We start from the raw sequence: 25,128 nt of genomic DNA on the forward strand, positions 1-25,128 counted from the left end.
ATGCATGGCCGTGCCGACCGCCAACGGGAAGTTATTGCGAGCCATGAGTATGTGAGGTGCGAGCGAGAAGACCTATAATCGACACAGTACGAACAGGTTCCATATGACTCTGTATTGGGCGCGAGCGCTGTTCCGTATATCAGCGCGCCCGCGCAACGTCCGCTCGGACACCCGTCGGACGGTAAGCAAGACGAATGAGGTTGGAGGCGGCGTCAGGCCGCCTTTTTCTCCGCCGGCAGTAGCACGATGGCATCGTCTGGCGCCGGTTTCTGCAGCTTCATCGCCTCCCCGGGATCGCTGTTGACGCCGCGGCGCGGCGACCGGACAACGAGCCCCTGAACTGAAAGACTCAGGGAAAAGCCCGCTTCGACATGCGCTTCGAAGCGGGCGTTATCCTCGGCTTGCAAGTTCGGGAGGTCCCTCGTCGAGGGCGTCTTGGAAATGGTCGACATCAGACGAGGTTGCACACCGATCTTCAGGGGAAAGAAAAGCCCGCTCCGAGGGGAAGCGGGCTCAAGTTACCCTGGTTGCGAGGCAGGGTTTGCGGTCTACACAGGGGATTGCGTTGGACCGAAGGAAACAACGGCGCTCGGACGCAAGTAGTTGCCTGAGGCGCGGTCACAACCTCAGTGGGCTGTTGCCAAGCCACCTAACCCACGCCTGCCCCGCCTCGCCTTTGATTCCCGCGTATACCTGGGGCTGGCCGATCTGCCGGGACGCGGATTGGAGAACCTCATACGCCTCCGCCAAGTCACCACAGAAGGGGAAGGGCCCCCATACGACGGGGCCGTTTTCCTTGAACAGCTGGATTGTAAGTTTCATCAACTCGATACGCGGCGCGGCCGGTAACGTTTTACCATCTACCCCCTTTTCGTCGATAGCCCTTTAGCGCTTGCTCAAGTCATCGCGCAGGCTTTGAGCGCAGGGTGCCGCAGCCGGCCATCGGCGCAGTTCCCGCGGCGGATCGCGGCCTTCACGTCGAGCTTCGCCTGCTGCAGAGAATCGAGCCGATCCTTTGGATCAGGGGTGCTGACCCATTACCTGGCCCAGCCGGCCGGCAATCGTAACTGTGTTCCCATGTGACCCCTCACGAACAGGGACTCAAGGGATCGGCGGGGCTGATGTTGCAGGTGCGGCGGGTGGCGCAGGCAATTTCAATTAGCGGCGCGGCGTTCTGTTTTCGTCTCACCAGCCCTAGGGAACCGGGCGTGTGGACTTGAGTTGCCCATCCGTTACCTAAGCCGACGACTATCTGCCATCACGAAAGCAAGCTAATCCAAACTATCATCGACGACGACATCGACCGGCTCATCTTCAGCCGGCTGTTTTGGTCCTGACGGAGACGACAATTGCCCCTTCTAGTCTCTATCCTTTTCGCGCTCGCCGTAGGAATGGGGGCCTTCAGCTACTGGGGCATTTACACGACGGCGGGGCGAAACTCGTTTGATGAGATGGACGCTCCGTATCCATTCTATGCGGGGATTCTCGCTGTCTTAATGCTCCTGCTAGTCGCGGCTTGGCTGATGCTGCGAAGTCGTAAGAATTAGCCAGCGCCGGGTCGACATGGTGGCTTGCGTGGCGCCGGCGCCAAAGCCAAGAGCGCAGCCGGACCGATCCAACCCAGCCAGCTGCCGCCTCGCCCATTGTCCTCGATACAGTTGGTCTGCTACGCCCCTCCGTAGAAATTGGAGAGTCGTCGTGCGCTGCTTCTTGATGATGAAGGGCCATATAGCTGCCGTGGAAATCCTGGCCCCGGGGCCGGATGAGAAGCTGATCGAGCAAGCGCACGCACACTTCGAACGCCGCACCAAAGAGGAGCGTTTCGACGGATTTGAGGTATGGGACCTGGCGCGCCGTGTCTATACGTGGCCCGAAGACCTGGGCGAGCCAAGGTCGCAATCTCTTCCCACCTGACTGCCGATGTTCGTCGCAAGCTCGGACAAACAAAAATCCCCGCACCGGTCACCGGGTGGGGCTTCGAGTAATGAGGCGAGTGCTGCGAACGGCTCCGCCGCGCCGGGCCGTCAAAACCAAGCCGCCTTTGTTCAGCGGCTCTTGCCGATGTTCACCCTCTTGATGGCGAATACGCCGCCGATCAGCAGGTCGCCATCCTCCAGCAGCGCGGTGATGCCGCCGTAGGCGTTCCACTTGCGGCTATCGTCGGGGAAGGGCCAGCGCGCCTTCGTCTCGCCGCTGTCCCAGTCGACGCCGACATATTCGTAGACGCCGTCCTGCTTGCTCGCGAGATAGATCATGCGGCTGGCGGCCGAGACGACCGGCACCATGACGTCAGTGTTGTCGACGTCGCGATTGATCCAGTTCTTCTCGAATGACCGGGTTGCGGTGTTCCAGGTGAACTTCTGGATACCGAGCGGCGCAGGCCGGGTGACGCCGGAGGTGAAGGCGTTGGCCCAGATGTCTGGCTCAGGCTTCGGATAGGCGCCATTCTGGACGACGACACCATAACCCAGCACTGAGAAGGAGGGCTCGATCGTCACCTTGGAGATGTCGGTCCGGATCTGGCCGGCGATGCGTCGCGATTTTGTGCCCGGCACCTGCCTGAAATCGTCCGGAATCCTGTCGCGCCAGAACGCCACGACCTGCGCGCCGTCGGGATCGCCGTCGGAGACCAGCACGAGCTTGTCGGGATCGTTGCCGAAGCCCATCAGGCTCGGCGTCGTGCCCGACCCGCCCGATACGGTGAGGGCGCCCGCGGCTTTGGCCTTCTCGGGACTCATCGTGTTGTAGGACGATTCCCAGCCGCCATCGGTCTCGGCGACGGAGAGCTTCGTGCCCGTCCAGACGACCTTCAGCATCCGCTTCGAGGTCACGACATAGATGCCCTGCTCGTCGGCACAGATGCTGTTCTCGACATCCTCGCCGGGCAGCGGCATCAGGCCCTTCAAGGCGAGGTCGCGATCGAGCAGGAAGAGCGCGCCGTGCGCGGCCACCATGACGTCGCCGGCGTAGCTCATCGTGATGCCGACGATGTGGGTGACGCCTGCCTTGAGGTCGGCGGGAACATCCGGCGCAAGGTCCTTGACCTTCGCGACGCGCAGCGGCCCGCGCGGCTGGTTGTCGTCGGTCGTCTTGACGACGACGAGCCCGCCAGCCGGCGCGTAGTGGAAGCCGTCCTTGTCGATCATGTTGTAGGTGCCGCCCGCTATCTGCAGCCGGTTAAAGCCGATCTCCTGCATCGGCTGAGACATTGCGAGGATTGTCGCTTCGTCCTTCGCGCGGTAGGCGGCGTCGGCCTTGTCGAGGGCGGCCTGCAGGGCGGCGGGCGTCGCCTTCGCGACATAGTCCTCATGGCCGGGATAGGGGATGAAGGAGATGAACTCGAAGGCGTCGCCGGTCGCCAGGATCTTGCGCACGCCATCGACGCCCGAGGCGATGACGATTCTTTCGCCGCCCACGTTCTTGATCGTCGGATGCGAGGTGAAGACGTTGGGCACCGTCTTCACATCGGTAGCCGACAGTTTGCGACCTGCGGTCGGTCCGGCGTGAGCGACCGCTTCGGTCGCCCCAGGATTGCTGTGGGAGATCGGAAAAGAACTCGTCGCCAGGAAGGGATTGGCGGGCGGCATGTTGGGGACCGCCGGCTGCGCCTGCGCCGTGATGGAAAGATTTGCCGGCGCAACCACGGCCATCGCCATCATCGATACGCTGGTACGCAGCAGGTCGCGGCGTGTGCTCATGCTGAACCTCTTTCCGGAAGGCCGAAGCCTGCCTCGTGCTCCCATCCACGGTGCTGCAGAAAGCCACTGGAGTCGAGACGTTAAGCCGCGGCGGATCTCTTGGCCGATCTGGACAAAGCACTGGAAACCATCCGAAACGAAGAAAGAGCCCGCCACCCCGAAGGGCAGCGGGCAAGTGCAGGAAGGAATCGCCCAAGACGGGCATGTCGGCTCCTGACCCAGACCCCGACGTCGGATGCGCCGAAGCGCAGATTGGTCAGCCGCTGTCGCGGGAGGTGTCGCGCACTGCGGCCGATCGCGCCCAGCCGGCGACGGGTGAATGGGGCGGCCGTACCAGCCGCGATCGCGGCGAGGACATCGTCCAGGTCGTGTTCGAGAAGGAAGCTGATGCCGTTCGCCTGGGCGACACGCTGGGCGCCATGCGCAGCGGCGGGCAAGGCCGGACATCTGCATTCGTCGCCACACTTCCCGGCGGTTTTTCGCCCCGTTACAGTTGGCGCATGAAGGTCGAAAGAGCCGCGATCCAGGATTACGCTGCGTATCTGAAGGACAAGGATCGCCCGCCGAGCAGGGGTGGCGTCACGCGTGCCTGGCACCAGCACTGGCTGACCATCGACGGGGAGAGATATTCGTTTCTGGCGCTTGGATCCCGGCGGTGGGTTTTCGCCAGCGACACCGTCAGTTTTGATTGGGATTGGGACCCGACGCAGCGCTGGCGCAACATCAAGCCTGGCACACTGCAAGCCTTCGACAAGAACGGGAAGCCGGTCGAGCGCGGTCTCCGCGGCAGCAAGCCATGGCGGACGGCAGACACCCGGCCGCCCGTCTCGCGTCGTGAATGGCGAGACTGATCGACACCATGGCCGACCCGATGCTGCAGGTCGTCGACCGCCGCCAGGGCCGGAAATCTGCCCGCCGAGAGGAGTCGGGCCGTGAGGCTCCGAGGGCGGGGATCACCGTATCGGCGCACCTGCCCCAGGCTCCCAGACCCGTGCTATGGTCGATCCGCTGCGAGCGGCACGGTTGGACGTGCAGCGGGGGACGCCCCGCCGCCAACGCAAGAAGGCAGCCGGCTCGACCCGGCCCGCAGCGTCGAACTACTCGATCCCCTTGGACTTCGGCCATGGACGATGACCTTCTGAAATTCCTCGGTGGCTTTGGCGCCGCCTGCGTGGCCGCTGGAGTCGTTCTTTACGTCGTCACCATCTTCTGAGCGCGCGTCGCTGGCCTGGAAAGTACCGCAAGGTGCCTTCGTCACGACGGGCAACCGTTGTCCATGCCGCTGCATACAGATCGCGGCGGTCACGGGCTCGGCGGACGGAACACCTTCAGCCTGGACCAGGAACCGGTCGTACGACACAGACCGCCGCGGCGTGACGAGCATGTGGTCATCAGCGATCCGATCACCCCGCGCGGCGGCGACCTTCATCAGTGAGGCAGATGCTGTGCCCGTCCTCGACTAGCAGCCAGCCGCGATCGACGGCGAGCTGCACCGCCTCCTGCGTGTCGCCGACAGCGGAGATCCCGGCCAGCGATCGCCACTCCATCGGCCGGCCTTCGGTCGCGGCATGGAGCGCGCGCATGATGTGCAGCGCGAGGGTCTCAGCTGCGGTAGGCTTGGACTTGGCCATGGCGCGCGGAGCATAGCGCCACGTCCGAAAACGAAGAAGCGCCCGCCCCGGGGTCATCGGGCGGGGCTGGCCGCAAGGAGTGTCGAGGCGGACTACATGTTCGTCTCCGGGCTGAACAACGGGTCACCTTGCGTGCGCTGGCCGGGGTCCCCATCGTGCCCCCATGCCGAGCCGCCGGCCGTTGTCCGTGAGGCAGACAGATCTCGCCGGATCGCCCTCGGCGGCAACGCGACCGTCTGCCCTGCCAGGGCATGGGTGCTGTCGGAGCAAAACTCAATCTGGCCTGCCCTGATGAAGTAGTGGCAGCATGCGGCCGGCGCCCGACCGCTATCGCGTTCCTGGCCAGCGTCGGGCCCGTTGTAGGTGATCTTGACGCTGGGCTGGAATGTCGGCCTGTCGACGTTGCCATCAAAAGACCAGACCGGGCCGCCGTCGGCCTCGGTGTTGATGTAGTGCATGCGCTCGCAGCCAGGGCACCAGTGCGCGTACATGCCGTCGCCGTTGCGCAGGACCGCGCTGACCTGTCCCATCATTCGAACCAATCGACCAGCGCGCTCATCCGCGCCGCGCATTCCTCGCCCTTCGCGGCGATGTCGATCATGGCCTCGCCGTTGTATGCGACGCCCTTCGCCGGATCCGGCTGCATCGGCCTATCGCACTTTCGCAGCAGTTCCGGCCCCGGCTTGACCTTTGTCACGACCGGCACCTCCTGCGGCGAGGATTGCAGACACGCCGTTGAGCATAGAGACATAAGCAGGATCGCGGCCGCACGGACCGCCGTTCGAGGCAGGGACAAGGCGGATCTCCGTTCTGGCTTGGGTGGCGACGAGGCCGACGCTGCGGACCTCTTCCGCGAGTTCCTTGATGCCGGCGTCGGACTTCGCCTTGGCCTCGCGTTCGACGCGCAGCGATTCGGTAGCCAGAGCGGTCTTGAACTGCTCGTGCTTCAACCTCTCGGCGTCTAGGGCGCGCTCGGCCACAGCGGTCTCGCGCTCGCTCAATGCAAGGCGCACGGTCTGCAGGCCCAGCAGCAGCGCCAGCGCGAAAGCCGCGATGCCGAGGCCGCTGGCGAGCGGGTTCCGGGCGAGGAAGGCGATCATGCTGCGGCCGCGCGGACGGCCGCAAAGGTCTTCGGGCCGGCAACGCCGTCCCCGAACAACCCGCGTGCCCGCTGGAATTCCGCGATGCTGTAGGCCTCCTGATCGAGGTCGATCGGCGGCAGGTCGAGCAGCGCGCGATTGCGGTCCCAATACTGGCGGCGATCGCTGAGCCCGGTGTAACCGCCGTTGATGACCTTGGTGATCGCCTTGAACCAGCCGCGGTCCGCCAGCAGGTTGAGGTCGATTTGACCGTTGCCCTGGGTCCAGAACCAGACCGCGGCGGCGGTACCGTAGCGCGGTTCGGTCAGCAGCAGCGGGTCGCGCTCGGCATCGATGCCAAGGGAGCGGCCGCAATTACGGTGGTTCGTCCGGCCGGTGATCTGTATCGGTCCGTGGCCCTTGAAGCGCGGGCCGTCGCCGGGCTGGACGTTGCCGAGATCCGCGCGGCCCTCGTACGCCCAGCCGTCGGCCAGTTCCTGCATGAACAGGTACTCTTTGCTCTCGTGGGCGACCTGGGCGAGGAACGCCGCGATGCGGTCGGGTGTCGTGATGCCACCCTTCTCCGTCGCCGGGCCGATGTACGGCAGGTGCGGGTCGAGACGGCTGCCGGCGAGCGGCATCGCCTTCCGGAGAAGCTGTTCCGTAAGCATATGAAGTCCTTTCCTTGAGGGAGTCGTCAGAGCAGCAGGATCAACAGCCCGACGGCGAGCGAGACTGCGACGAACGCCACCAGGACGCGGTTTCCGAAAGCGGCCATGGTGATGGCGCGCACCGAAACCAGCCCGGCGGCAAACACGACGAAGCAGGCGACCAGCAGGATGAGGTCGACACCCCGGTTGTCCCATTCGGTCCAGCTGAGCTTCACGGCAACCACCACGGAAAACAGCGCCGACAGCGCCGACCAAGCCACGGCACGATCCAGCATCACGCGCTTGGCGAGCGACGGTGACGGCTGCGGGAAGGCGACACGGAACCACGCCACCGCGGCGGCCATGATGTAGAGCGCGGCCGCCATGCCGGCGGCAGCCGCAACCAGTCGATCGATCATCGTTCCCCGCCCCCGTTGAGATCGTCGGCCATTCGCTGAACGCTGCGCTCGAAATCGTTGGCCAGGTCGGCGATGAAACCGGACGCCGTGGTGGCCATGACGGCCGCCGTGGCCAACGCCGCACCGAGACGCTGGCGCCGCAGGTTCGCTTCGAATTGCAGCGGTGTTGTCTGCTCGTCCTGGATCTGGGCCAGCCTCTGCTCGAGCTCGGCGATGCGACGGTCGGCGTCTTCGGACGGGCTCATGGCTTGAGCTCCAGCAGTTTTGCGAGCAACGGCTCCAGGCGTGCCAGGAGCTTGGCGTTCTCCTTCAACGCATCGGTCGCCGCGGTGAGGACGGTGTTCTGCTGATCGTCCATCTTGATGCGCTCGACCATTTGGGCGTTGAGTTCCTTGGCCTGAGCAACAGCATCGTGAAGCAGGCTCTCGACCTTCTCCTGCAGCTTCTCGCCGTGCTCCTTGAGCGCCTTCTTCTCGTCGATCTCCCGCTGCACCGCTGCACGACGATCCTCGCGCCGGTCCTTCAGCCACGAGCCGAAGCCCGTGGCCAAGAGCCCCAGGCCGCCACCAGCGACGAGCAACTGCATCAACCATTCCGGCACGGTTCCTCACTTCGCCGCGGCGAAACGGAAGACGGCGGCTTCAGCCCGCCACATCGCTCAGCCCCAGCCGCGATCGGCGACGAACTTGTATTTCCAGCTGCCCAACGTGAAGGCGCTGGCGGAGGGCGAATTGTAGGTTTGCCCCAGGAAGCCGGCGTTCATCATTTCAACCACAAGATTGGTTGTGCCGACCGTGTTCTGCGAGCCATTAGTGCCGAATACGCTGGACCCGCGAATCTGGCGGCCGACCGGCCAGACCTTGTCGATCGTCGTGCATTCCATGACGTAATCGGCATCGCGCGGCTGGCAGCCGATGTTGTGCGAGGCGGTGACGAGCACGCCCGAACTGGGGAGCGTCGCGGTCCACGCCGATTCGAACCGCCCGTTGAAGGCATAGGTGACGGTCGAGATCACGGTGCTGCCGTCGGTCGCGGCTTCGCCGATGAACACCGCATTGGTCTGCGGTGCCGAGGCGCCGTTGCCGAGATGGCCCTTCATCTCGGCGATGTTGAAGGTGAACTGGCCGGCGGTGACGGCGGGCGTGCCGCCCCACTGATAGATCGGCGGCAACAGGGTCTTGCCCGGCGTCAGCGTGCCGTCGGCGTTGACGACGACGTAGATGAAGTTCGGGGTCGCAGCGGCGCGGCTGGCCGTCAGGCTCGACCAGGTGAAGTTGCTGGCGGTGTAGCCCACCAGGTCGTTGGGCCGGCCGTTCGCAGCGAGCCAGCCGTTGGCGGCGGCAACGGCCAGCGTGACACCGCCGAGATCGGTGGTGAGATTGAGCGACACGCTCGAGGCCGGCAGGATGTTGGGCAGACCGGAGGAATCGACCCGGCCGGCTGCCACGGTCTGGCGCCGACCGGCCCAGTTCGGGGCCTGCGCCGGCACGTAGGAACTGGCCCAGGTCTCGCGCGCCGCATCCCAGCGCATCGACACCGGCACCTTGCCCGGAACCGTGAGGGTCACACCATCGGCGCCGCCGTCGATCCCGTCGCCGGCATCAGGCGTGAAGATGAGACCGTTGGCGATGTCGAGGCCGACATGCGACGTCGTGAATCCGTCCTTCACCGTGCTGCCGGCCGGCAGGGTCACGGTGCGGGCGGCCGCGGTCGTGTTGAAGGAGAAGCAGACCCCGATGTCGGAGGCGGCCACGGCCTTGTTGGCGGCGCCGACCGCCACCGACGGGCGGCGGCTGTCGGGGAAGTAGGCATCCTTGACGGCGTCGTAGTAGCCGATTCGCGTGTCCGCGGCAGGCCCGGTGACCAGCGTGTCGAACCAGCCCACCGCCAGACCGAGTGTGTCGTCCCACCAGCGCGCGCCGGCGCGCAGCAGCGCGTGACGCGATCCCGCCAGCCAGCCCGTGACGGCACCTTCGTGGACCTCGGCCGACGCGGGCACATAGACTGTCAGCGGCAGGTCGTCGACCGTCCAGGACACCGGTGCATCGCCGTTCGTCGACTTCCAGACCCCGCGCGCCAGGGTGGCCGGCGAGCCCGGCGTGTAGACGCCACCACGGTTGAATTCGACCTTGGTGTTCTTGTTGTTGCGCACGACGTAGGCCGGCTTGTCACCCGAACCATACGAGGCATCGAACGGGAAATAATCGCCCTTCGCACCATCGAGAGAATAGGGACCGGTCCCCGTCGTGTTGCTGACCTCGACGGTTTCTTCGGCAAACGTCCGCGCCATGTCGGCCTCTCTGTCAGATCGGTTCGGTAAGGGTGAGCGAGGTCCGCCAGGTCTGATCGGCGCCGTCCCACCAGGGCTGAGCCTCGAACTGCGCCTGGTCGGCGAACAGCGCCTGAAGCGTGTAGAGGTGGGCGTCCTTCCGCAGGGCACCGGGATCGAGCGCGAAGACGAAGTCGCGCGCCAGACCGCAATAGCGCTGTAGCTCGAACAGCGACCCGGCCAGCTCGTCGTGATTGACTGCCGAGAGCGGCAGAGTCAGGCGGCGCGAGGCCGGGCCGCGCGGGTCGGTATAGGTGCGGGCGAACGGTGTCCGGCTCTGCACGTCCGGCGACTGCAGGCCGATCGCCGGATTGACGTCGACGTTGAAGCGCGGTTGGAAGGACCGCCCAAACAGCAGCCGGCTGAGGTCGAAATAGCTCAGCAGCGCGCCGGGATCGGCAAACTCGATGCGCCAGTACTTGTAGGCCGCCGTGTTGGTCCAGCGCAGGAGACCGATGAAGACCGGCCAGTCGAGGACGACCGGCTTTTCGCCACCCTGCCACGGGCTCTGCCAGCCGGTATCGAGCGCAGGCGCCGACAGAAGCGCGTCGGCCGTTTCGGCGGCGTAGATCCTGACGACGGTCGAAGGGCCGAAGTTCGGCGCGATGAAGGTGGCCGTGTCGCAGGACTCGCCCTGCTCCAGCGTGATGTTGAGGTACTGGCCGGTCTTGCCGGTCGTCCGCCACTTCTTCGCCGGCTGGATGTCGGCCAGGAACGAAGCCCGGAGGCCGCTGACTTCGGTGCTCGCGACCACCGTGGCCCGGTCGATCGTGCGCGACGAAAGGAAGAGGCAGTTCTGCCGCGCCGCGACCGGTGCCAGGTACGGGTCCCCCGCCCCGATCGGCTGCACGCTGTACGGGGCGGGGCTCGTCGGCATGCTGCTTCAGGCCCAGACGACCGGCGGATCGTCGAGCTCGCGGCGCACGCCGGCCGCCTCGATCGCGTCCATGGTCGCTTGGTAACCGGCCCAGTCCATGTTGAGGCGCAGCATCGACCAGTAGCCCGGTTCCGGGACGCCGGGCGTCACCTCGACACCGTCGCCGTCGACGACCGGCGGCGTCGCCCAGGGCGGCTGCATCGGCGCATGCATGGCATAGTTCTGGTTCCCGGCGGGAATGCGGCCCGACGGCGGGAAGTCGACACCCAGGGCCGCCGCGGCGGCACGCGCCGTTTCCTCATCGGGGTGCTGGCAGTAGATCGCGGGTGACCACATGGCTGTGCCCTCCTCTAGGCGGCGAGCAGCGGCAGCTTGGCATCGCTTGCCGTGCGCCGCGTCTCGATGGTGCGGATGGTTGAGTTCCAGTAGTTGCCGGCCGAACTGCGACCCACGCGGGCGGCCGTCACGCCTAGCGGGTTCTGCCCGGAGAGATCAGTTACGATCGCGCCGCCGTTGAGAGAGCCCGCGAAGTTGTTGTTGGCCCACCGGACGGCGACGGCGAAGTCGGTATCGTTGGCCACGGCGCCGAGATCGAGGTCGCACTGGTCGACGCCGCCCACGGTCGCGATGGCATGCAGCCTGCCATCGGTGCCGTAGCGAAGAGTGCGGCGGTTGTTGCCCGACCCGTCGTCGGCCTGGAAGGCGACATTGACCGCACCGCCCGACATCTTGCGCGGCGTGCGGCCCTTCACGATCCAGCACTGGTCGGTCAGGACATTCGCATTCGTGATCAGCGCCACGTCTGCGGCGCGGGCGACGGTCGCGCTCGTCGTCGGGATGTGGCTGGCCGCAGCGTCGCCGGCCTGCAGATCTGCGCCCCACAGATGCAGGCCGCTGGTGCCGTCGCCGGTGTAGTTCACGATGTTGTCGCCTGTCCCCAGCCCGATCCGCATGGAGGCGGTTCCTGTCGCCGTCGCCTGTGCGATCACCGTGCAGCGGTAGATGCCGTTGCCGACGTCCTGGATGAACGCCGCCACGGCTCCGGGGCCGAGCGTGCCGAGCGCCCCGGCGCCGGCCGTCACGTTGAAGTAGGACCGCGCCGTCGCACCGAAGCTGGTGACCAGCCAGATGTAGAGCCACACACGCTCGCCGGCCTTCGCGAACACGGAGGCTGCGTAGTATTGACCGCTCGTGACCGAGAAGGATCCATTCTCGATGTAGTGGTTGTTGCTGGCCGCCGTGTTCTCGACCAACTTGTCCATGCTGGTCGTGCCGTCCGGCGCCACCGCCGTATCCGCGCTCACCGTGGCGCGGGTCAGCGGCCAGATCGAGCCGTTGCTGAACTCCGCCGACCGCAGCACGAGATTGGTCCTCGCCTCCTCGATCAGCAGCCCGCGCGCGGCCAGCGTCGCCGGATTGTACTGGAAGCGCGGCACGTCGGTCGTCTCCGGCACCAGAACGCCGGAGCTGTTGTAGCGCCAGCGCGTCGAAGCGGCGGCAAACGACACCGTGGGCAACAACATTCCGGTCGTGAAGTCGTTGGCCGTGTAGAGATAGGGCAGCGAGGCCCGGATCATCTCCGACGGCTTCATCTTCTTCGACGCGGACGCGCTCATGTCCGACACGAGCAGGAAGTCGGCCGCGGGATCGAGGTCGCCGGCGGCGAGTTCGGCAAGCTGGGAAACCTTCTGGTCGGCCATCGTTCACTCCATGATGATGGAATCGCCGGCTTCGGTGACGATCCGGTCGGTGCCGTTCTGGGCGGCGAGATAGGTCTTGATCCGGGCGACGAACATCGTCGCCAGGCGCGAGGCCAGCGAGCGCATCAGTCCCTCACCTGCTCGGTGGTGACCTGCACCGTGACATCACCGGCACTGGCGAAGGTCGGCGTGCCGCGCGCGACCAGTACGGCATAGGCCGTGCGACCGACCAGAGTGAGGCGCTTGTAGAGGTTGGTGCGGCCGATCAGTACGCCGCCGGTGCCGACCGGCGAGATGTCCACCAGGGGGATGAAGCCCAGCAGCTTTGACCGATCGGAGTCGTGAAGATTGAAGGTCTGCCGATCGGTCACGGTACCAGTGAGGTCGGCGTTGAAGAGCACCAGATCATAGGGTTGCTGCTGTCCGGCCTTGTCGATGATCAGGGCATCGACGATGGCGCACCTGAGTTCTGATCCGTAGGCGGCGATCCCCTCCACAATACTTGGGAGTACGATCTTGCTGCCCACGGCCATGCCGGCGGTATAGGCGCCGGCGGTGACGGTCAGGTCGACGCTTATTCTCATGAGGGCTGCTCCTTCAGTAGTTCTGCGCCACCATCGCGGCGAAGAAGTTGACCCCGTCGATCGACCAGACCACGGCCAGGTCGCGCTTGCCGTTCGTGGTGGTGAGGACAGGCGCGCCGTTGATCCAGGTCCACGGCCAGACCTGCGAGTAGCCGGTACCGTTGGCGGTGAACTCGATCGTGAAGCTGTGGCCGAAACCAGCAACCTCGTTCTGGATGTCGATCGAGGTGATGTTCCCGTTGATCGGGAGCGTGAAGACGCCGCCCAGCTGCAGGTTGAGGGCCACCACGCCGCCCACGATCGCCGCCGGCATGACGACCTCGCGCACGCCCCGGGCCGCGACCGGGCCGGGGAAGCTGAAGAGGCCGTTATTGTCGGCCGTGACGCTCTTCGACGCGGGCGCGACGCAGGTGATGGTCTTGGTCCCGGCCGAGAAGGCGATCTTGGCACCGGTGGTCGAGATCAGCGGCACGGCAGCGCGCGTGATGGTGCCGTCGCCCACGATGGTGCAGAGCGTGACCTCGACCTCGTTGGCGGTATGGTGACGGACGCAGCCCCAGAACGTGTCGCCGGCGACGGCGCCCTGGTCGGCGAAGCCGATGCAACCGGCCGGCACCGCGCCGAGCGCCAATGCCGCAGTCCCCGTCGAGCTCGTCAGCTGCTGGGCGAGATCGAATATCCTGTGCGCCATCTCATCCCCACCAGTCGAAGATCACTTCATCGGCGCCCTGCGCATCGAGGCCCACGGCCAGCAGTGGCAGCGCCGCGCCGGCCGCCAGCCGGTCGAAGCCGGTCAGGGTCGCCACGGAGCCCAGCAGGTCGGCATAGGGATCGACCTTCATCGGCCACTGCCAGCGCTTGCGGGGCACGTCGAGGATGCCCTGTTGCCGGGCCGCCTCGATCGCGGCATCGTCCTCGTTCCAGAACCCGGAGTTGGCGACGATCGCGGTGCGCGCGGTTGGATAGAGCGTCGCCACCGCCGGCGAGGCCGAGGTGGCGTAGCGGGCTTCCTTGCCCAGGATCTCGGCGGTGGCGTCGTCGACCGCCGGCGCCAGATCGCTGCGTCCCTGCGGCGCCCCATTCGTCCGCCAGGCCATGTTGGTGCCGGCGCGCGGGACACCGACACCGACCACACGGGGTTCACCCATCCCCTCTTCCCGGTACGCGATCGACAGCGACGATCCGGTCTTCGGGGATTCGACGAAGCCCACCGTCAGCAGACCATCGGGCCGCAGACGCCACCAGCCCAGGATGCCGGCCATGACGAGGTCGAGGGCATCGGCCTTGCTGATCTCCTCGCCGAAGTACCAGCCGACCGGGGCCGCGTGCCGGATCTCCAGCCGGTTGAATCCGGTCATGTCGATGTCGGCGGTGTCGTCGAGCCGATTGGCGCCGCGGGTCGTGGCGATGCGGCGCGCGATCGCGGCGCGGGTCGTTGGTCCGGGATGCCCGTAGGCGGTATCGGCGTCCCCGATGACATCGACGCGGACGCCGTACTGAAGATCGATGTTCGGTCGCACCAGTGAGTTCGCGAGGCAGGTGCCGACCTCGCCCGACGGAATCGCCGCCGCCGCCAGTTCCTCGTAGGTCGGATAGTCGTCGTGGATCGGCAGCACGACGCCGCCGTGCTTGAACGCCAGCAGCGCTTGTGACGCGCCCAGGCTCCACTGGAAGATCTGGTCGGCCGCGCTCAGCAGGACGGGCTCATTGTTGAAGCTGTAGCCCAGCGCCCACGGCTTCCAGCGGCCGGCGAGATCGGCCTCGCCCTCGAGGCCGCCGGTGCCCTTGTAGTATTCGCTGTGCAGAGGTCCCTGCAGCTGCCAGCCGAGATCGCGCAGGGCGAAGCGCTTGGCGTCGAGCGCCGGCACCAGCCCAGAGGTGGTGAAGCGCGCCACCGTCTCCCAAGTCTTGAGCGGCGTCTCTCGCCGCCCGCGCTTCAGGGTCAACCGGGCCCCGTCCCAGACATAGTCGAGCAACCAGTCCAACTCGCCCGCCGGATCGATGATCTCGATCTCGCCCACCGTGGGTCGGCTGCGGGTCAGCGGGTCGACGCCATCGAACAGTGACGAGGCGAAGTTCGGCGACGCCGGCAGTCCGCCGTGGATGTAGATCGCGGCGGGCGTGTCGTCGTTATCGGTCGAGCGGCCCGCCGTGGCGGCGGGATAGATCACGACCTTGCCGCCCTTCCAGCCCCAGGAGCCGCCTTCGGGATAGACCATGTCGCCGAGCGGACCGAACAGGCCAAGCGACGGGCCGCTGGCGGGATCTACCGGCTCGGCGACCAGCAGCAGGTCCTTGTCGCGATAGGCGCCGAAGTCGAGTGGGTCGACGCCATAGGCGAGCGGCCATGGCTGACCCGGCCCGCCGATCTGGCCGAGCGGCGGGAAAAACTCGGCGTATTCCGTCTGCGCCATGTCAGGCGGCCTGCGTCGTCACGTAGCGCGAGAGCACGGCGGTCATCTTCGACAGCTGAGCGCGAAGCTCGGCATTGTCTTTCTGCGAGATATCGAAGGCCGCCATGAGCTGCTGCATCTGGGCGCCGTTGGCGGAGGCAGCCGACGTCCCACCCTCCGACGGCGCCGGCTGTACCGGCTGGCCCGCCCGGGCGGCCAGCTCCGTGAAGTCCGCCAAGACCTGGTCGCGAACAGCGTTGTAATTCGCATCACCGGCATTGAAGGACTTCGAGTACTCGGCAAACGCGGTGCCCTCTCCCGCGATTCGCTGATAGGCCGAAATGTCGCCGGCAAAGGCCTGCGCCCGGGTGGCCTGGTAGGTCGCCTCAAGGCCTGCAAGCGTGCCGCGCGGATCGAGGTTGGCCAGATCGCCGCCCGGGGTCAGTCGCTTGATGGCATCCTGGATCTGCGAGATCGAGCCACCGAGAAGCTGGTCCTTGAGATCGGCTTCCCGGCGCATCAGGGCTTCGGTGATGCGGGCCTGGTCGACGACGACATCGGTGTGCGCCTTGATGTACTCGATGTTCTCCAGGATCGAGGCCTTCTCGTCCGCCCAGGCGCGGAGACCGGCCGCGACAGGATCGATCAGATTGTCGATGTAATCCTGGCCGAGCCGTTCCGTCTGCTTCTTCTGCTCTGCCGCGACGGGCTCCAGGGCGAGACCGAGCTTCTTGGCGGTGTCGGTCATGTCGCCGAACTGCTTCTCCAGCGCATCGAACTGCGCCTTGATGGTCAGGGTGCCCTTGCCGAGGCGCTCGTAGACGTCCTCGACGAAGACGATGCTTTCCGCGGTCTCTTTGATGCCCATTGCCGCGGCACGCATGTGCTCCAGGGCGGTCTTCATCGTGGCCGTGATCTCGCCGGTGGCGCCCGACAGGATGGACCGGATCGCCACCTGGGCCGCGCCGGTGTCCATCATGTCGTCCATATTCATGCGCCAGGCTTCGCGATTGCCGTTGGGATCGACCAACGCGGTATCGCGGCTTGTGTAAGACCAGTCCTTGCCCTGGGCAGTCCAGCTGTTGAGGTTCAATCCCCAGACCCTCGACGGATCCTTCACGCCGCCCATGAGATCGAAGATCGAATCGATGCCCGTCGTGGTGCCGCGCAGCGCGCTCTCCGACTGGCCGGAATTCGCTCCCGCTCCCCAGGCGCCGCCGGTCGTGTACCAGCCACCATCGCCATAGCGCAGATTGGCATTCGTCGAGCTGTGGGTGCGGGTGTCGGGCTCGCCGAACAGGCTCGGGATGATGCTCGACAGGATGCTGATGATCGGACCGGCGACCTGGCCGATGCCGGGGATCAGGGAGACGCCGGCGCCGATCAGCGAACCGATGCCGCCGATGGTCTTGCCGGTGTTACCGTTCGCCGTGGCGAGCTGATAGATGCCCATGCCGGCGCCGGCGAGCGCACCGAGGCCCTGCCCCCAGGTGGTGCCGCCGAGCCAGCCGCCGCCGGCACCAGTCGCGCCAGTGGGGGCCGCCATGGCGGCCGGGGAGCTGCCTTGCAGCGGGCCTCCGAAGCCGCCGATCGGTGACTTCAGCCAGTTCCCGATGCCACTGAAGGTGTCGCCGAACCAGCCCATGCTGCCGGTGCCGGGCATGCTGATGCCATTCGAGTTTGCAGCGGTGGGCGTGCCGCCCCAAGCCGCCCCACCCACACCCTGAGGGACGATGCCGAGCGATTGGCCCGCCTGGAAAATCGGCGCGATCAGCGGGCGGATAATGGCCGCGGCTGCGATGTCGGCGAAAGTCCTCAGGAAGATGTTCTTCAGCGAAGTCGCAGCGTCCGCGCCGTTGAGCGTGGCCCCGGTGAAGATGCCGTAGAAAGTGTCGGCCCCGAAGGTCTGCACATTGTCGAAGGCGTTCATCCACGTACGCTTCGTGGCATCGGCGGCGTCGCGGGCCTGATTGAGCGCCACATCGGCTCGGGCTTGATCCCCCGCCAGGGCGACCTGTCGCTGGGCATTGGCATCGGATTCGATATCGACGCCCTTCGCGGCGAGCTCGTTCCGCTTCTGGAACATCGCGAGCTGTGCGGCATAGTCGGCGTTGCCCGAACGGACCAACGCCGTTTGCTCGGTCGTCAGGGCAAGCTGCCGCTCCATCGCGGCTGCGCCTTCGGCGAGGTCGCGGGTCTGATCGGCTACGGCCTTGTCGCGCATCGCTCGTTCGATATCGGCCCTGGCCCCCGGGCCGGCAGCAAGCTGGGCGCGCTTGATGTCGTAATCGAGCTGGATCGACTTCTGCTTGGCGACATCACCCGCCGCCGCCGCCAACTTGGTGGTGAGATCGATCTCCTCGCGCAGACCCTGCAGGGTGGTAGCATCGGTCAGTCGTTGCCGGGCGTCGAAGACTTCCATTTGAAGCTTGCCGGTACCGTTGTCGGCCCGGGCCGCAGTAGCCTCGGCCTCGGCCCGGCGCATGGCATAGGCGCCCTGCTCGACCATCTTCATTTGGGCCGCGATGCCCGCCAGTGCATCGGTGTACTGCTTCGAGGCGTTGACACCGCCCATGAGGCTCTGGTTGGTCAGGACACTGCGAACGGCGCTCGTGTACGCCTCGATCTCCCTTTCCCATCCCTCGGTGTTCTTGCCGACATAGGCCGCAATGAAGGCGAGCTTTGCGGTTTCAACCTGCGCTTCTATCAGCGCGGTTTTGCCGAGACGCGTGGCGACAAGCGTGCGATTGGAAGCATCCGCCTCCATCTCCTTCGCCTTGACTATATCTGCCAGCTTCTCCTGCTGCTCCGCCAACGCCGCGGTCTCGGCGTCCTGCCGATTGGCACCCGCCTGCATAAGATCGTAAATGCGAGACTGTCGAGCCATCCCGGCTTCCGACGGATCGTTGGCTCGCCATTCGGCGCGGCGCGAGATATCGTTGATCGATCGCAGCGCCGGATCGATGTTCGCCGCCTGTTCGCGGGCTCGCTCCAGGCTACGGGTCAGGATATCGATCTGGCGGGCGGCTTCCTCGGCGCTGAAGGTGGTCGCCCCCTTCTGGAGGGCGGCCAGCGCGTTCTCCATCGTGTCGATGCTCTGACTGGACGCGCGCACTTGCTGGTTCAGAGGCGAGAATTTCTCAGCGATCGCGGCCGCGGAAAGGACGAGCTCGTCGCCGGCCTTGGCCGCATCGCGGACCGAGGTCGCCCACTGCTGGATATCCTGCCCTGCGATGTCGTTTTGCGCGGCATAGTAGTCGCGCTGAGCCACCATCGCCCCCGCTCGGGCGCCCGGCGACAGCCCCGGGGCGCCGAGGCCGATGGGAGCTAGGCCGCCTCCAGCGGCAGAGGTCCGTGCAGAGACCTGTTGCGCCGTCTCCGGAGCAGATGCTTCGCGAAGGGCTTTCGCCCCGCGTGCGGCCAATTCGAGGACCGCGCGATACTGGTTCACGATCGGGATCGAGTCGACGAGGCCCTTCAGCACGGCACCGATATCCGTCGCCATGCTGCTGAAGATGCTGCCGACCGACTTCGGCATTCTGGCGAACTCTTCGTTCACGGCGCCGGCGCGCTGGACTAGGCCATCCATGACCTGTCGGTTGGTGAGCGTCCCTTCCTGGGCCATGAGACGGAGCTGGGTGACCGAGACGCCCAAGCCGGCCGCGATCTGGTCCGCGATCTGAGGAACATTCGTCAGGACCTTTCTCAGGTCCTCGGCTCCGACGACGCTTTTCCTAAGCATGTCGGCAACAGCGCCGCCAGCGGCGTTGGACTCGTCTTCGTTGGCGCCGGCAATCTGCGTCAGCTTCTCGACGCTGGTCGCGATGCTCTGGATTTCCGTGCGGCTGGCACCGAGACCTTGGGTGGCGCGGGCAAAGGAGACGAAGGCCGCCGTGGCGACGTCGACGGCAACACCCGTCTCGGCCGCTGCCTTGCGGATGTCCTGATAGGCTGCCGCGGCTTCGCGCTGACTGCCCAGAAGCGTCGTGAAGCGTCGCTGCTGTTCCCGGACGTCGTCCTGCGACTCCGCCATGCTGTTGAGGCCGTAGAGACCGGCGCCGGCCGCTGCCGTGGCCAGCCCGCCATATAGCAACGGCTTTGGGATCGCGCGCATCATGTTGCCCACGCCGCCGTACAGCATCGAGATCTGCGGACCTTGCTGGGCGGCAACTACCAACGGGTTCATGCCGCCGATCAGCGAGACGCCGACATCCTGGAGCTGGTAGCCCAACATCACCCGCTGCTGAGCATTGAGTCCGACCTGACCGGGTCTGCCCATGTAGCCCGTTGCGGCGCCAGCCGACGCCGCCACCCGGGCATTGGCGGCCGAAATCTGGGTCGCTGCGGTGTTCGCCGCCGCAGCCGTGCCGAAGTACAGCGCCCTGATGCTGGCGGTTGACGCCGCGACAGAGGCCATGAGTTCGCGACTACTCGCGCGAGTGGCCTCGAGCATGCTCTGCTGCGCCGCCCGGGCGTAGCCCTCAGCCGACCGGCGCGCGATCGCATAGGCGTCAGCCTCGTGCCTTGCCGCCGCGGTGACCGCAGTTTCAACGGTCCGGATCGCCGCTACGCGCGCCTGCGCGTCGGCTGTGACCTGCGCCGTCGCCCGGCGATACGCGGCAGCCAAAGACTCATCATATTGGGTCGCGCGTCGGATCGATTCTGACTGCTTATCCGTCGCCGAAGTGGTGGTCGCGGTCGCGGCGCCGAGACCTCGCTGGGCATCGGTCGCGCCGCGCGTCGCCGCGTCGACCTTCACGGCGGCGGACGCCATCCGGTCCAGCGCCCGCTCGGATTCCGTGAGCGGGGTGCTGTCGATCGCAAAGCCGAGAGCGGCGAGATCTTCCATGTTATGGCCCTCCCCGCTCTCGCTTTACGGTCCGAGACCGCTTCGCCGTGTTCTTGACACTGTCCTTGGCGGCTTGGGCCGCTTCGGCTTCCGTCGCCTCACGCCCGCGGGCCATCTCGCGGCAGAAGATGTCGTCGATGTCCTCGACGATCTCGACTTCCCACGGCAAGAGCCGGACACCACCGCGACGCAGGAAGGCGTCGATGTCGGGCCACTCAATCTTGTCGAAGCCAGCGAAGCCCATGGACTTGCGGCGACGGAGCCGCATGTACGCCCGCCAGACGTAGGCGAGCGCTCTCGGGAACGGCGGCACCCACAACTCGGCCCGCAGTTCGGCGACGATCTTCGTGGCCTGTTCGACCTTGTGGCCCCTGGCGAGATAGGCCTCAGCCCTCTCAAGCCGGGTTTCGAAGCGATCCCGGCGAGAGCGGCCTTCTACAACGACGTCTAGGCGGAAGCTTCGTTCTGCGAAGGCCCGGATTTGCTCTCCGAGCCCTTCGTAAAAGACTGCTCGTTACCCAGGAATTCCCAGCACTGGATGTAGATGCCGCCGGGGCCGTGGTTGTCCGGATTGCTGAGGATCTTCCGCGCGGCCTCCGCGCTGAACTCGAGGACGTTGCCGGCGACCTTAACCGGCGTCCAGCCGACCAGTCGGGCCAGCAGTTGTTCGATCTTCTCGTTCAGATCCTCGGCCGGGGTCAGCGCCTCGACCTTCACCTTCCTGCCGTTGTGCCGCTTCTGCTCGCGATCGGCGTCGGTGGCCAGGCGCTCCCGGTTCATACGTTCGTTGAAGGCCACGGTCTTGGGATGGCCAGGGCCCGCCCAGATCCACTTCCAAGTGGTCGGCTTCCCGTTGATGTGGACCGTCATGCTGGCGGTATCCGCCGCTCCGAGATCCGCCAGGTCCTTGAGTTCGAATGCTTCGTTCGTGTCCATGTTCTAGTCCTACGCCGGGATGCCGGGTGGGGACCGCCGCCCCCGGCGGAACGGCGGCCCCCTTCTCTCGCGAGAGAGGTCGATCAGGAGCCGGCGAGGCCCACAGGCAGCGAGTCGGCCGGGGTGCCGGTGCCGGCGCTGTTGACGCCGGCCACTCGGCAACGGATCGCATCGCCGGCCTGGCCGGCCGCGATGGTGAAGGTCTTGCTGGTTGCACCGCTGATGTCGGCGAAGGTGCCGTTGCCGTCGGTGTCCTTGCGCCACTGGTAGGTGAAGCTTGTCGGAGCGTTGCTCCAGACACCCTCGTCGGCCGTGAGGACCGAGCCCTGCACCATGCTGGTGCCGATGATCGACGGGCGGACAGAGTTCACCGGGACCGACAGGGCCGCCGAGCCGACCTCGAGGACCGTCTGCACGCCGATGGCGAAGGTGCGGCGCGTGACGGTGTTGCCGTCGCCGAGGCCGGTACGCTTCGTGTTCACCAAGCCCGCGTAGTACAGGATGGAGTCGGAGAACGATGGCGTCTTGGCATCGTTCATCTCCATCTTGAAGGCGTACTGGTAGTTGGTCTTCTCCGCCGCGATGAGTTCGTCCTGGCCGTCGTCGAGCGGGTCGCGGCCGACCGTGATGGTCTGGTCGCCGGCGTCGCGGGCACCCTTGAGCTTGCGGACGCGCTGGCGACCGATGGAGACGAACGGGATCGTCTGTGCGGCGTCACCGATCTCGCCGAGGTTCTCGGTCTCGCCGACCTCGACCCAGTCGTTGATGGCCTCGAAGGCCGCCAGCGCGTCCTCTTCCGCCATGTCCGCGATGGCGAAGGCATCGACCGGCGTCGGCGAGATGAAGAGCCTCACCTCGTTCTTGTTGATCGTCATCGGGGGATTTCCCTTTCAGGCAAAGAAAAACCCCCGTCTTTACGGGGGCTGTTAGCCCGGTCGTGCCGGGAATTCAGGTGAAGGCGTAGAAGCGGATCGATATAGGGAGACGGATCCTGTCGCCGGCCTGCAGCGGCGGACTGAGTGAGGGCTCGCCCTCGATCTTGACCTTGATACCGTCGAGGTTGAGAGGCGTCCCGCGCTTGAAGTGAGCCGCCACGGCGCCGGCGATGTTTGTTGGCGTCACGATGCCGGAATTTGTCGGCGCTATGACCGTGACCTGGAAGATGCCCCTGTGCTCGGTCGCGCTATTGTTTGGAATGCCGCGATTGACCTTGCGGTTCCACAGCATGTCGACCTTGAGATAAGTCGTTGGCGGTGGATCGAAGGCGAAGTCCGGCCATGCGATGGGCAGCGGCGGGTCGAGGGTGAGATCGTTCAGGCGGTTCCGAAGTGCCTTGTAGATGACGGTTTCGACCATGTCGGGCATCTGCTAGCTTCCCGCTGCTGGCGTGGGGCCATCGTTGACAGGAGACGACGTTGCCCGACTTGCCGGTCCCACATTCCGAACCGCTGAACGACTGGGAGGTGCAGGATGTCCTGCACCGGATGGCATTTGATCTTCAGTCTCTGAAGGGCCAGACCCGACGCGGCGAGACCGCGCTGCGCGCCGCCAACCGATCGCTGATGCTCTTCATCGCCGCGCTCATTGCGGCGAACGACCCCGAGCAGTCGCCCTCGCCTCCCTGACCGCTTCGGCGACGTGATGAGGCCAGTTCTGGGCTGAGAGCCTAACCATCGCCGCTGGGTTCTGGAACTTCGTTCCATACTCTACGTAACGGGCGTACGCCGCCCCGAACGATCCGTAGATCGTGTCACCGACGGTGGCGCTCGATATAGCCAGGCCGAAGTCCCCTGATGCTAGATAAGCAAGGAAGTCCGCCGCCGGCGCATACGAGCCCTTCTTGGCATCTTTCGGTGGGCGCGCATCGGGCCGGATCTGCTGCGGACCGGTGAGTGAGGCCTCCAGGGTATTCGCGAGGAAGCCAGTATCCCTCGGGGTGCGCGCGAGCACGTCTTCGAACATCCGCTGAGCCGCCCCCTGAAACACGGCAAGCTGCCGAGCCTTCGTCCGCTTCGTCCAGGCACCCACCTGCGCCGCGAGAGACTGGATCGCCATGGTTCACCTCAATCCGGCGAAGAAGTTTCGCTTGTAGATGAGCCGACACCGGCAGCCCGCGATCTCCTTGATGTCGCCGCTGGGATCGCCTGGGTACATCAGCCCGTTCGAAAAGCGCTGCTGCAGCTTCACCTTCTCGCCATTCATGTGGCGGTGTGTATGGCGGGTTCGGAGATCGCGCACCGCTACCCACCCCTTCTCGACCTGGTTTACCGAGAACCCGCCCTTCTCCGCAGCTTGCTCCCATGCCTGATGGCGAGAGGCATTGATGGCCGCCATTGTTTCGGTCCGGCCGATGATCTCGCCACGGAGGGCCAACAGCCGGTCGGCGTATCGCCCCGTCATACGCGCGACGGTCTCCGTATCGATCGCCTTCCCTTCCTTGATCGCTCGCTTCACTTCACCGTCGAACCGACGGTCACGGCGCTCACGCTCCAAGTAGCGCTTCAACTGAGCCGCGTCGCCTGACATCAACTCACGCCGGGCGTTTGCAACGTATTGGGCCTGCACGCTTGAAAGACCGATGAGACCACCTTCCCTCCGGCCGGTGGCCCGGTTCGTCCGGCCTACAACGTCGAGCGCCGTGGTCCGCGGGTTGTCGCCTCGCACCATGCCCTCGGTCAGAGCCGATCGAATGACTGTTCGCTGATCCTCCGTGATCTCGGTGATGGCGCTCGAAGAATGCTCAGCCAGCCAATTCTCGGCAGCCGGCATGCGGACATCGAAACGGAACACGATCGCGGCGCCCCCCCGTTCACGGGAAGCCGGTATCGTTGCGGCCGTCGCAGCCCCGCCCTCGACGAATGCCTGCCGGATGGCAGTATCCAGCGGCTGGAACGCCGCGGTTTCGATGTGCGTCGCGCGAACGGCCCCTTCGATGTCGCCGCTTTCGAGCGCCTTGATGATCTCGGCGAGGCGGACGCGATCGACGATGTCCCGGATAGACTCGATGAAGGCGGCCCGCATGTCCGGCGGCCATTTCTCCAGCAGCTCGTCGATGCGCTGCTGCTGGGTCTGCCGTGCCATCAGGCCGTCGCCCTGAGGGTCCAGGTCGCCTTGGCCGGATCGGCCGATACCGCGGGCTGCCCCGACGTGTCTCCGGGCACGACCGTGAACGTCTCACCGCGAAGCGTGATCCGGTCGCCTGGCTGGGGTTCGGTGGCCAGTGTCGCGGCGAGGACCAGGATCTTCCGGTCACTGGACCGGACCAGCCCACCGGCCAAGTACCGGGTTCCCCACTCCTCATGGATCGCCTTACAGGGATAGGTCGTCGTCGTCGTTGTGCCGGGCTCTCCGGGCTCCTCCGGATCAGGCGTGAAGGTGTCCCGGGTCAATGTGGCGTCATAGAAGATGTCGGCGAGCTCTTCGCCCAGCACCTCGGCAATATCATCGAGCGGTGACGACATCAGACCACCAGGATGGCTGGCAGCGGCGTGACAGGGCTGATCAGAGGGGCGAGCAAGCCTTCAATCCGCGTTGACATCGGGATCGCCCCGATGATGGCCGACATGCTGGCATTGTCGGCATATTCGAGCTCGACGCTGCCCGCCTTCATGCGCTTCAACCGCTTGTTCTCCGTGCTGACGGTGGCAAGGCTGCCGGGTTTCGTCAGCTCGAGCAGCGCGGCCTCGTAGGACGCCTGGATGACGCGGGTTGGAATGACATCCGCCGCGATCGGATTGCCGACGCGATCCGCGGCGCCGGTGCGCGGCCAGGCTCGCTCCTGCTCGAGGCCACCAGTTGGATTGCCCGGGAAGCGATCGACGTAGGTGCCGTCGATATAGAGGCTGCCACGTGCACGTGCCGCCGGAATCGATCCTGCGGGGATAGTGTACCCGTTCGCGGTCATGTAGGCGGTGAAGCCGTCATCGGTACCGTAGCCGACCATGGCGACCTCGCTGAATAAGGGGGCGCGGCAGTCTCCCGCC

Annotated in this window: 29 protein-coding genes; 3 read left to right on the top strand and 26 right to left on the bottom strand. The window is 65.9% G+C overall.

The features are described 5' to 3' along the window. Nucleotides 1-212: 212 nt before the first annotated feature. Nucleotides 213-452, bottom strand: coding sequence for a hypothetical protein (locus AC1ROX_RS13180; RefSeq protein WP_493126206.1), 240 nt, complete (start codon nt 450-452; stop codon nt 213-215). Between the two features lie 1,246 nt (nt 453-1,698). Between AC1ROX_RS13180 and AC1ROX_RS13185 the strand changes: the two genes are divergently transcribed. After that, nucleotides 1,699-1,914, top strand: a complete 216-nt coding sequence (locus tag AC1ROX_RS13185; RefSeq protein WP_493126208.1) for a hypothetical protein — start codon at nt 1,699-1,701, stop codon at nt 1,912-1,914. A gap of 131 nt (nt 1,915-2,045) precedes the next feature. Here AC1ROX_RS13185 and AC1ROX_RS13190 read toward each other — a convergent pair whose 3' ends face one another. Next, a complete protein-coding gene (locus AC1ROX_RS13190; protein ID WP_493126210.1) occupies nt 2,046-3,698 on the bottom strand; it encodes a hypothetical protein in 1,653 nt (550 codons plus the stop codon). A 203-nt stretch (nt 3,699-3,901) separates the two neighbouring features. Here AC1ROX_RS13190 and AC1ROX_RS13195 point away from each other — a divergent pair, with 203 nt between their 5' ends. Next, on the top strand, nt 3,902-4,549 hold the full coding sequence (locus AC1ROX_RS13195; protein WP_493126211.1) for a hypothetical protein: 648 nt from the start codon (nt 3,902-3,904) through the stop codon (nt 4,547-4,549). 552 nt (nt 4,550-5,101) lie between these two features. Here AC1ROX_RS13195 and AC1ROX_RS13200 read toward each other — a convergent pair. The 20 genes from AC1ROX_RS13200 to AC1ROX_RS13295 form a co-directional block, all read right to left on the bottom strand. Further along, nucleotides 5,102-5,329 carry a hypothetical protein gene (locus AC1ROX_RS13200; RefSeq protein ID WP_493126213.1) on the bottom strand — a complete coding sequence of 76 codons (228 nt, stop codon included), beginning with the start codon at nt 5,327-5,329 and terminating at the stop codon, nt 5,102-5,104. A 92-nt stretch (nt 5,330-5,421) separates the two neighbouring features. Continuing rightward, on the bottom strand, nt 5,422-5,862 hold the full coding sequence (locus AC1ROX_RS13205) for a ubiquitination-like system serine protease family protein (protein ID WP_493126215.1): 441 nt from the start codon (nt 5,860-5,862) through the stop codon (nt 5,422-5,424). A 117-nt stretch (nt 5,863-5,979) separates the two neighbouring features. Continuing rightward, the gene (locus tag AC1ROX_RS13210) at nt 5,980-6,429 is read right to left on the bottom strand and encodes a hypothetical protein (protein WP_493126217.1); all 450 of its coding nucleotides are present in this window, start codon (nt 6,427-6,429) and stop codon (nt 5,980-5,982) included. After that, nucleotides 6,426-7,079 carry a glycoside hydrolase family 19 protein gene (locus AC1ROX_RS13215; protein WP_493126219.1) on the bottom strand — a complete coding sequence of 218 codons (654 nt, stop codon included), beginning with the start codon at nt 7,077-7,079 and terminating at the stop codon, nt 6,426-6,428. Before AC1ROX_RS13215 ends, AC1ROX_RS13210 begins: the two co-directional genes overlap by 4 nt. A gap of 26 nt (nt 7,080-7,105) precedes the next feature. Further along, nucleotides 7,106-7,477 carry a hypothetical protein gene (locus tag AC1ROX_RS13220; protein ID WP_493126221.1) on the bottom strand — a complete coding sequence of 124 codons (372 nt, stop codon included), beginning with the start codon at nt 7,475-7,477 and terminating at the stop codon, nt 7,106-7,108. After that, a complete protein-coding gene (locus AC1ROX_RS13225; protein WP_493126223.1) occupies nt 7,474-7,722 on the bottom strand; it encodes a hypothetical protein in 249 nt (82 codons plus the stop codon). Before AC1ROX_RS13225 ends, AC1ROX_RS13220 begins: the two co-directional genes overlap by 4 nt. Further along, nucleotides 7,719-8,063: a hypothetical protein gene (locus AC1ROX_RS13230; RefSeq protein ID WP_493126226.1), complete on the bottom strand. Its 345-nt coding sequence runs from the start codon at nt 8,061-8,063 to the stop codon at nt 7,719-7,721. Before AC1ROX_RS13230 ends, AC1ROX_RS13225 begins: the two co-directional genes overlap by 4 nt. A 72-nt stretch (nt 8,064-8,135) precedes the next feature. Beyond that, on the bottom strand, nt 8,136-9,767 hold the full coding sequence (locus AC1ROX_RS13235; RefSeq protein ID WP_493126228.1) for a hypothetical protein: 1,632 nt from the start codon (nt 9,765-9,767) through the stop codon (nt 8,136-8,138). Nucleotides 9,768-9,780: 13 nt separating this feature from the next. Next, nucleotides 9,781-10,683, bottom strand: coding sequence for a hypothetical protein (locus AC1ROX_RS13240; RefSeq protein WP_493126230.1), 903 nt, complete (start codon nt 10,681-10,683; stop codon nt 9,781-9,783). A 6-nt stretch (nt 10,684-10,689) separates the two neighbouring features. Next, complete coding sequence (locus AC1ROX_RS13245; RefSeq protein ID WP_493126232.1) at nt 10,690-11,019, bottom strand: hypothetical protein; 330 nt, start codon at nt 11,017-11,019, stop codon at nt 10,690-10,692. 14 nt (nt 11,020-11,033) lie between these two features. Then, nucleotides 11,034-12,383, bottom strand: coding sequence for a phage head spike fiber domain-containing protein (locus AC1ROX_RS13250; RefSeq protein WP_493126234.1), 1,350 nt, complete (start codon nt 12,381-12,383; stop codon nt 11,034-11,036). Between the two features lie 3 nt (nt 12,384-12,386). Next, nucleotides 12,387-12,509, bottom strand: a complete 123-nt coding sequence (locus tag AC1ROX_RS13255; protein ID WP_493126236.1) for a hypothetical protein — start codon at nt 12,507-12,509, stop codon at nt 12,387-12,389. After that, on the bottom strand, nt 12,509-12,967 hold the full coding sequence (locus AC1ROX_RS13260; protein ID WP_493126238.1) for a hypothetical protein: 459 nt from the start codon (nt 12,965-12,967) through the stop codon (nt 12,509-12,511). The genes AC1ROX_RS13255 and AC1ROX_RS13260 overlap by 1 nt, the downstream gene beginning before the upstream one ends. Nucleotides 12,968-12,980: 13 nt before the next feature. Next, on the bottom strand, nt 12,981-13,658 hold the full coding sequence (locus tag AC1ROX_RS13265; protein ID WP_493126240.1) for a hypothetical protein: 678 nt from the start codon (nt 13,656-13,658) through the stop codon (nt 12,981-12,983). Nucleotide 13,659: 1 nt separating this feature from the next. Next, on the bottom strand, nt 13,660-15,381 hold the full coding sequence (locus tag AC1ROX_RS13270) for a hypothetical protein (protein WP_493126242.1): 1,722 nt from the start codon (nt 15,379-15,381) through the stop codon (nt 13,660-13,662). Between the two features lies 1 nt (nt 15,382). Continuing rightward, nucleotides 15,383-20,209 (bottom strand): tape measure protein, encoded by a 4,827-nt coding sequence (locus AC1ROX_RS13275; protein ID WP_493126244.1) that lies wholly within the window; start codon nt 20,207-20,209, stop codon nt 15,383-15,385. A 1-nt stretch (nt 20,210) separates the two neighbouring features. Next, entirely contained in the window at nt 20,211-20,522 is a 312-nt protein-coding gene (locus AC1ROX_RS13280) for a phage tail assembly chaperone (RefSeq protein ID WP_493126246.1), read from the bottom strand. A 134-nt stretch (nt 20,523-20,656) separates the two neighbouring features. Next, entirely contained in the window at nt 20,657-21,145 is a 489-nt protein-coding gene (locus AC1ROX_RS13285; protein ID WP_493126248.1) for a hypothetical protein, read from the bottom strand. Nucleotides 21,146-21,228: 83 nt separating this feature from the next. Next, the gene (locus AC1ROX_RS13290) at nt 21,229-22,020 is read right to left on the bottom strand and encodes a hypothetical protein (RefSeq protein WP_493126250.1); all 792 of its coding nucleotides are present in this window, start codon (nt 22,018-22,020) and stop codon (nt 21,229-21,231) included. A gap of 73 nt (nt 22,021-22,093) precedes the next feature. Next, the gene (locus AC1ROX_RS13295; RefSeq protein WP_493126252.1) at nt 22,094-22,510 is read right to left on the bottom strand and encodes a DUF4128 domain-containing protein; all 417 of its coding nucleotides are present in this window, start codon (nt 22,508-22,510) and stop codon (nt 22,094-22,096) included. 50 nt (nt 22,511-22,560) lie between these two features. Here AC1ROX_RS13295 and AC1ROX_RS13300 point away from each other — a divergent pair, with 50 nt between their 5' ends. Continuing rightward, on the top strand, nt 22,561-22,770 hold the full coding sequence (locus AC1ROX_RS13300) for a hypothetical protein (RefSeq protein ID WP_493126254.1): 210 nt from the start codon (nt 22,561-22,563) through the stop codon (nt 22,768-22,770). Here the strand turns inward: AC1ROX_RS13300 and AC1ROX_RS13305 are convergent. From AC1ROX_RS13305 to AC1ROX_RS13320, 4 genes are read right to left on the bottom strand one after another with little or no spacing between them, the layout of a single operon-like run. Continuing rightward, entirely contained in the window at nt 22,727-23,200 is a 474-nt protein-coding gene (locus AC1ROX_RS13305; RefSeq protein WP_493126256.1) for a hypothetical protein, read from the bottom strand. The two genes, AC1ROX_RS13300 and AC1ROX_RS13305, sit on opposite strands and share 44 nt — an antisense overlap. A 3-nt stretch (nt 23,201-23,203) precedes the next feature. Continuing rightward, on the bottom strand, nt 23,204-24,226 hold the full coding sequence (locus AC1ROX_RS13310) for a phage minor head protein (protein WP_493126258.1): 1,023 nt from the start codon (nt 24,224-24,226) through the stop codon (nt 23,204-23,206). Continuing rightward, a complete protein-coding gene (locus tag AC1ROX_RS13315) occupies nt 24,226-24,606 on the bottom strand; it encodes a head-tail joining protein (protein WP_493126260.1) in 381 nt (126 codons plus the stop codon). The genes AC1ROX_RS13310 and AC1ROX_RS13315 overlap by 1 nt, the downstream gene beginning before the upstream one ends. Further along, entirely contained in the window at nt 24,606-25,088 is a 483-nt protein-coding gene (locus AC1ROX_RS13320) for a DnaT-like ssDNA-binding protein (RefSeq protein WP_493126262.1), read from the bottom strand. The genes AC1ROX_RS13315 and AC1ROX_RS13320 overlap by 1 nt, the downstream gene beginning before the upstream one ends. Nucleotides 25,089-25,128 lie beyond the last annotated feature (40 nt).

Source organism: Reyranella sp. GW821-FHT14A01, from assembly GCF_058803965.1.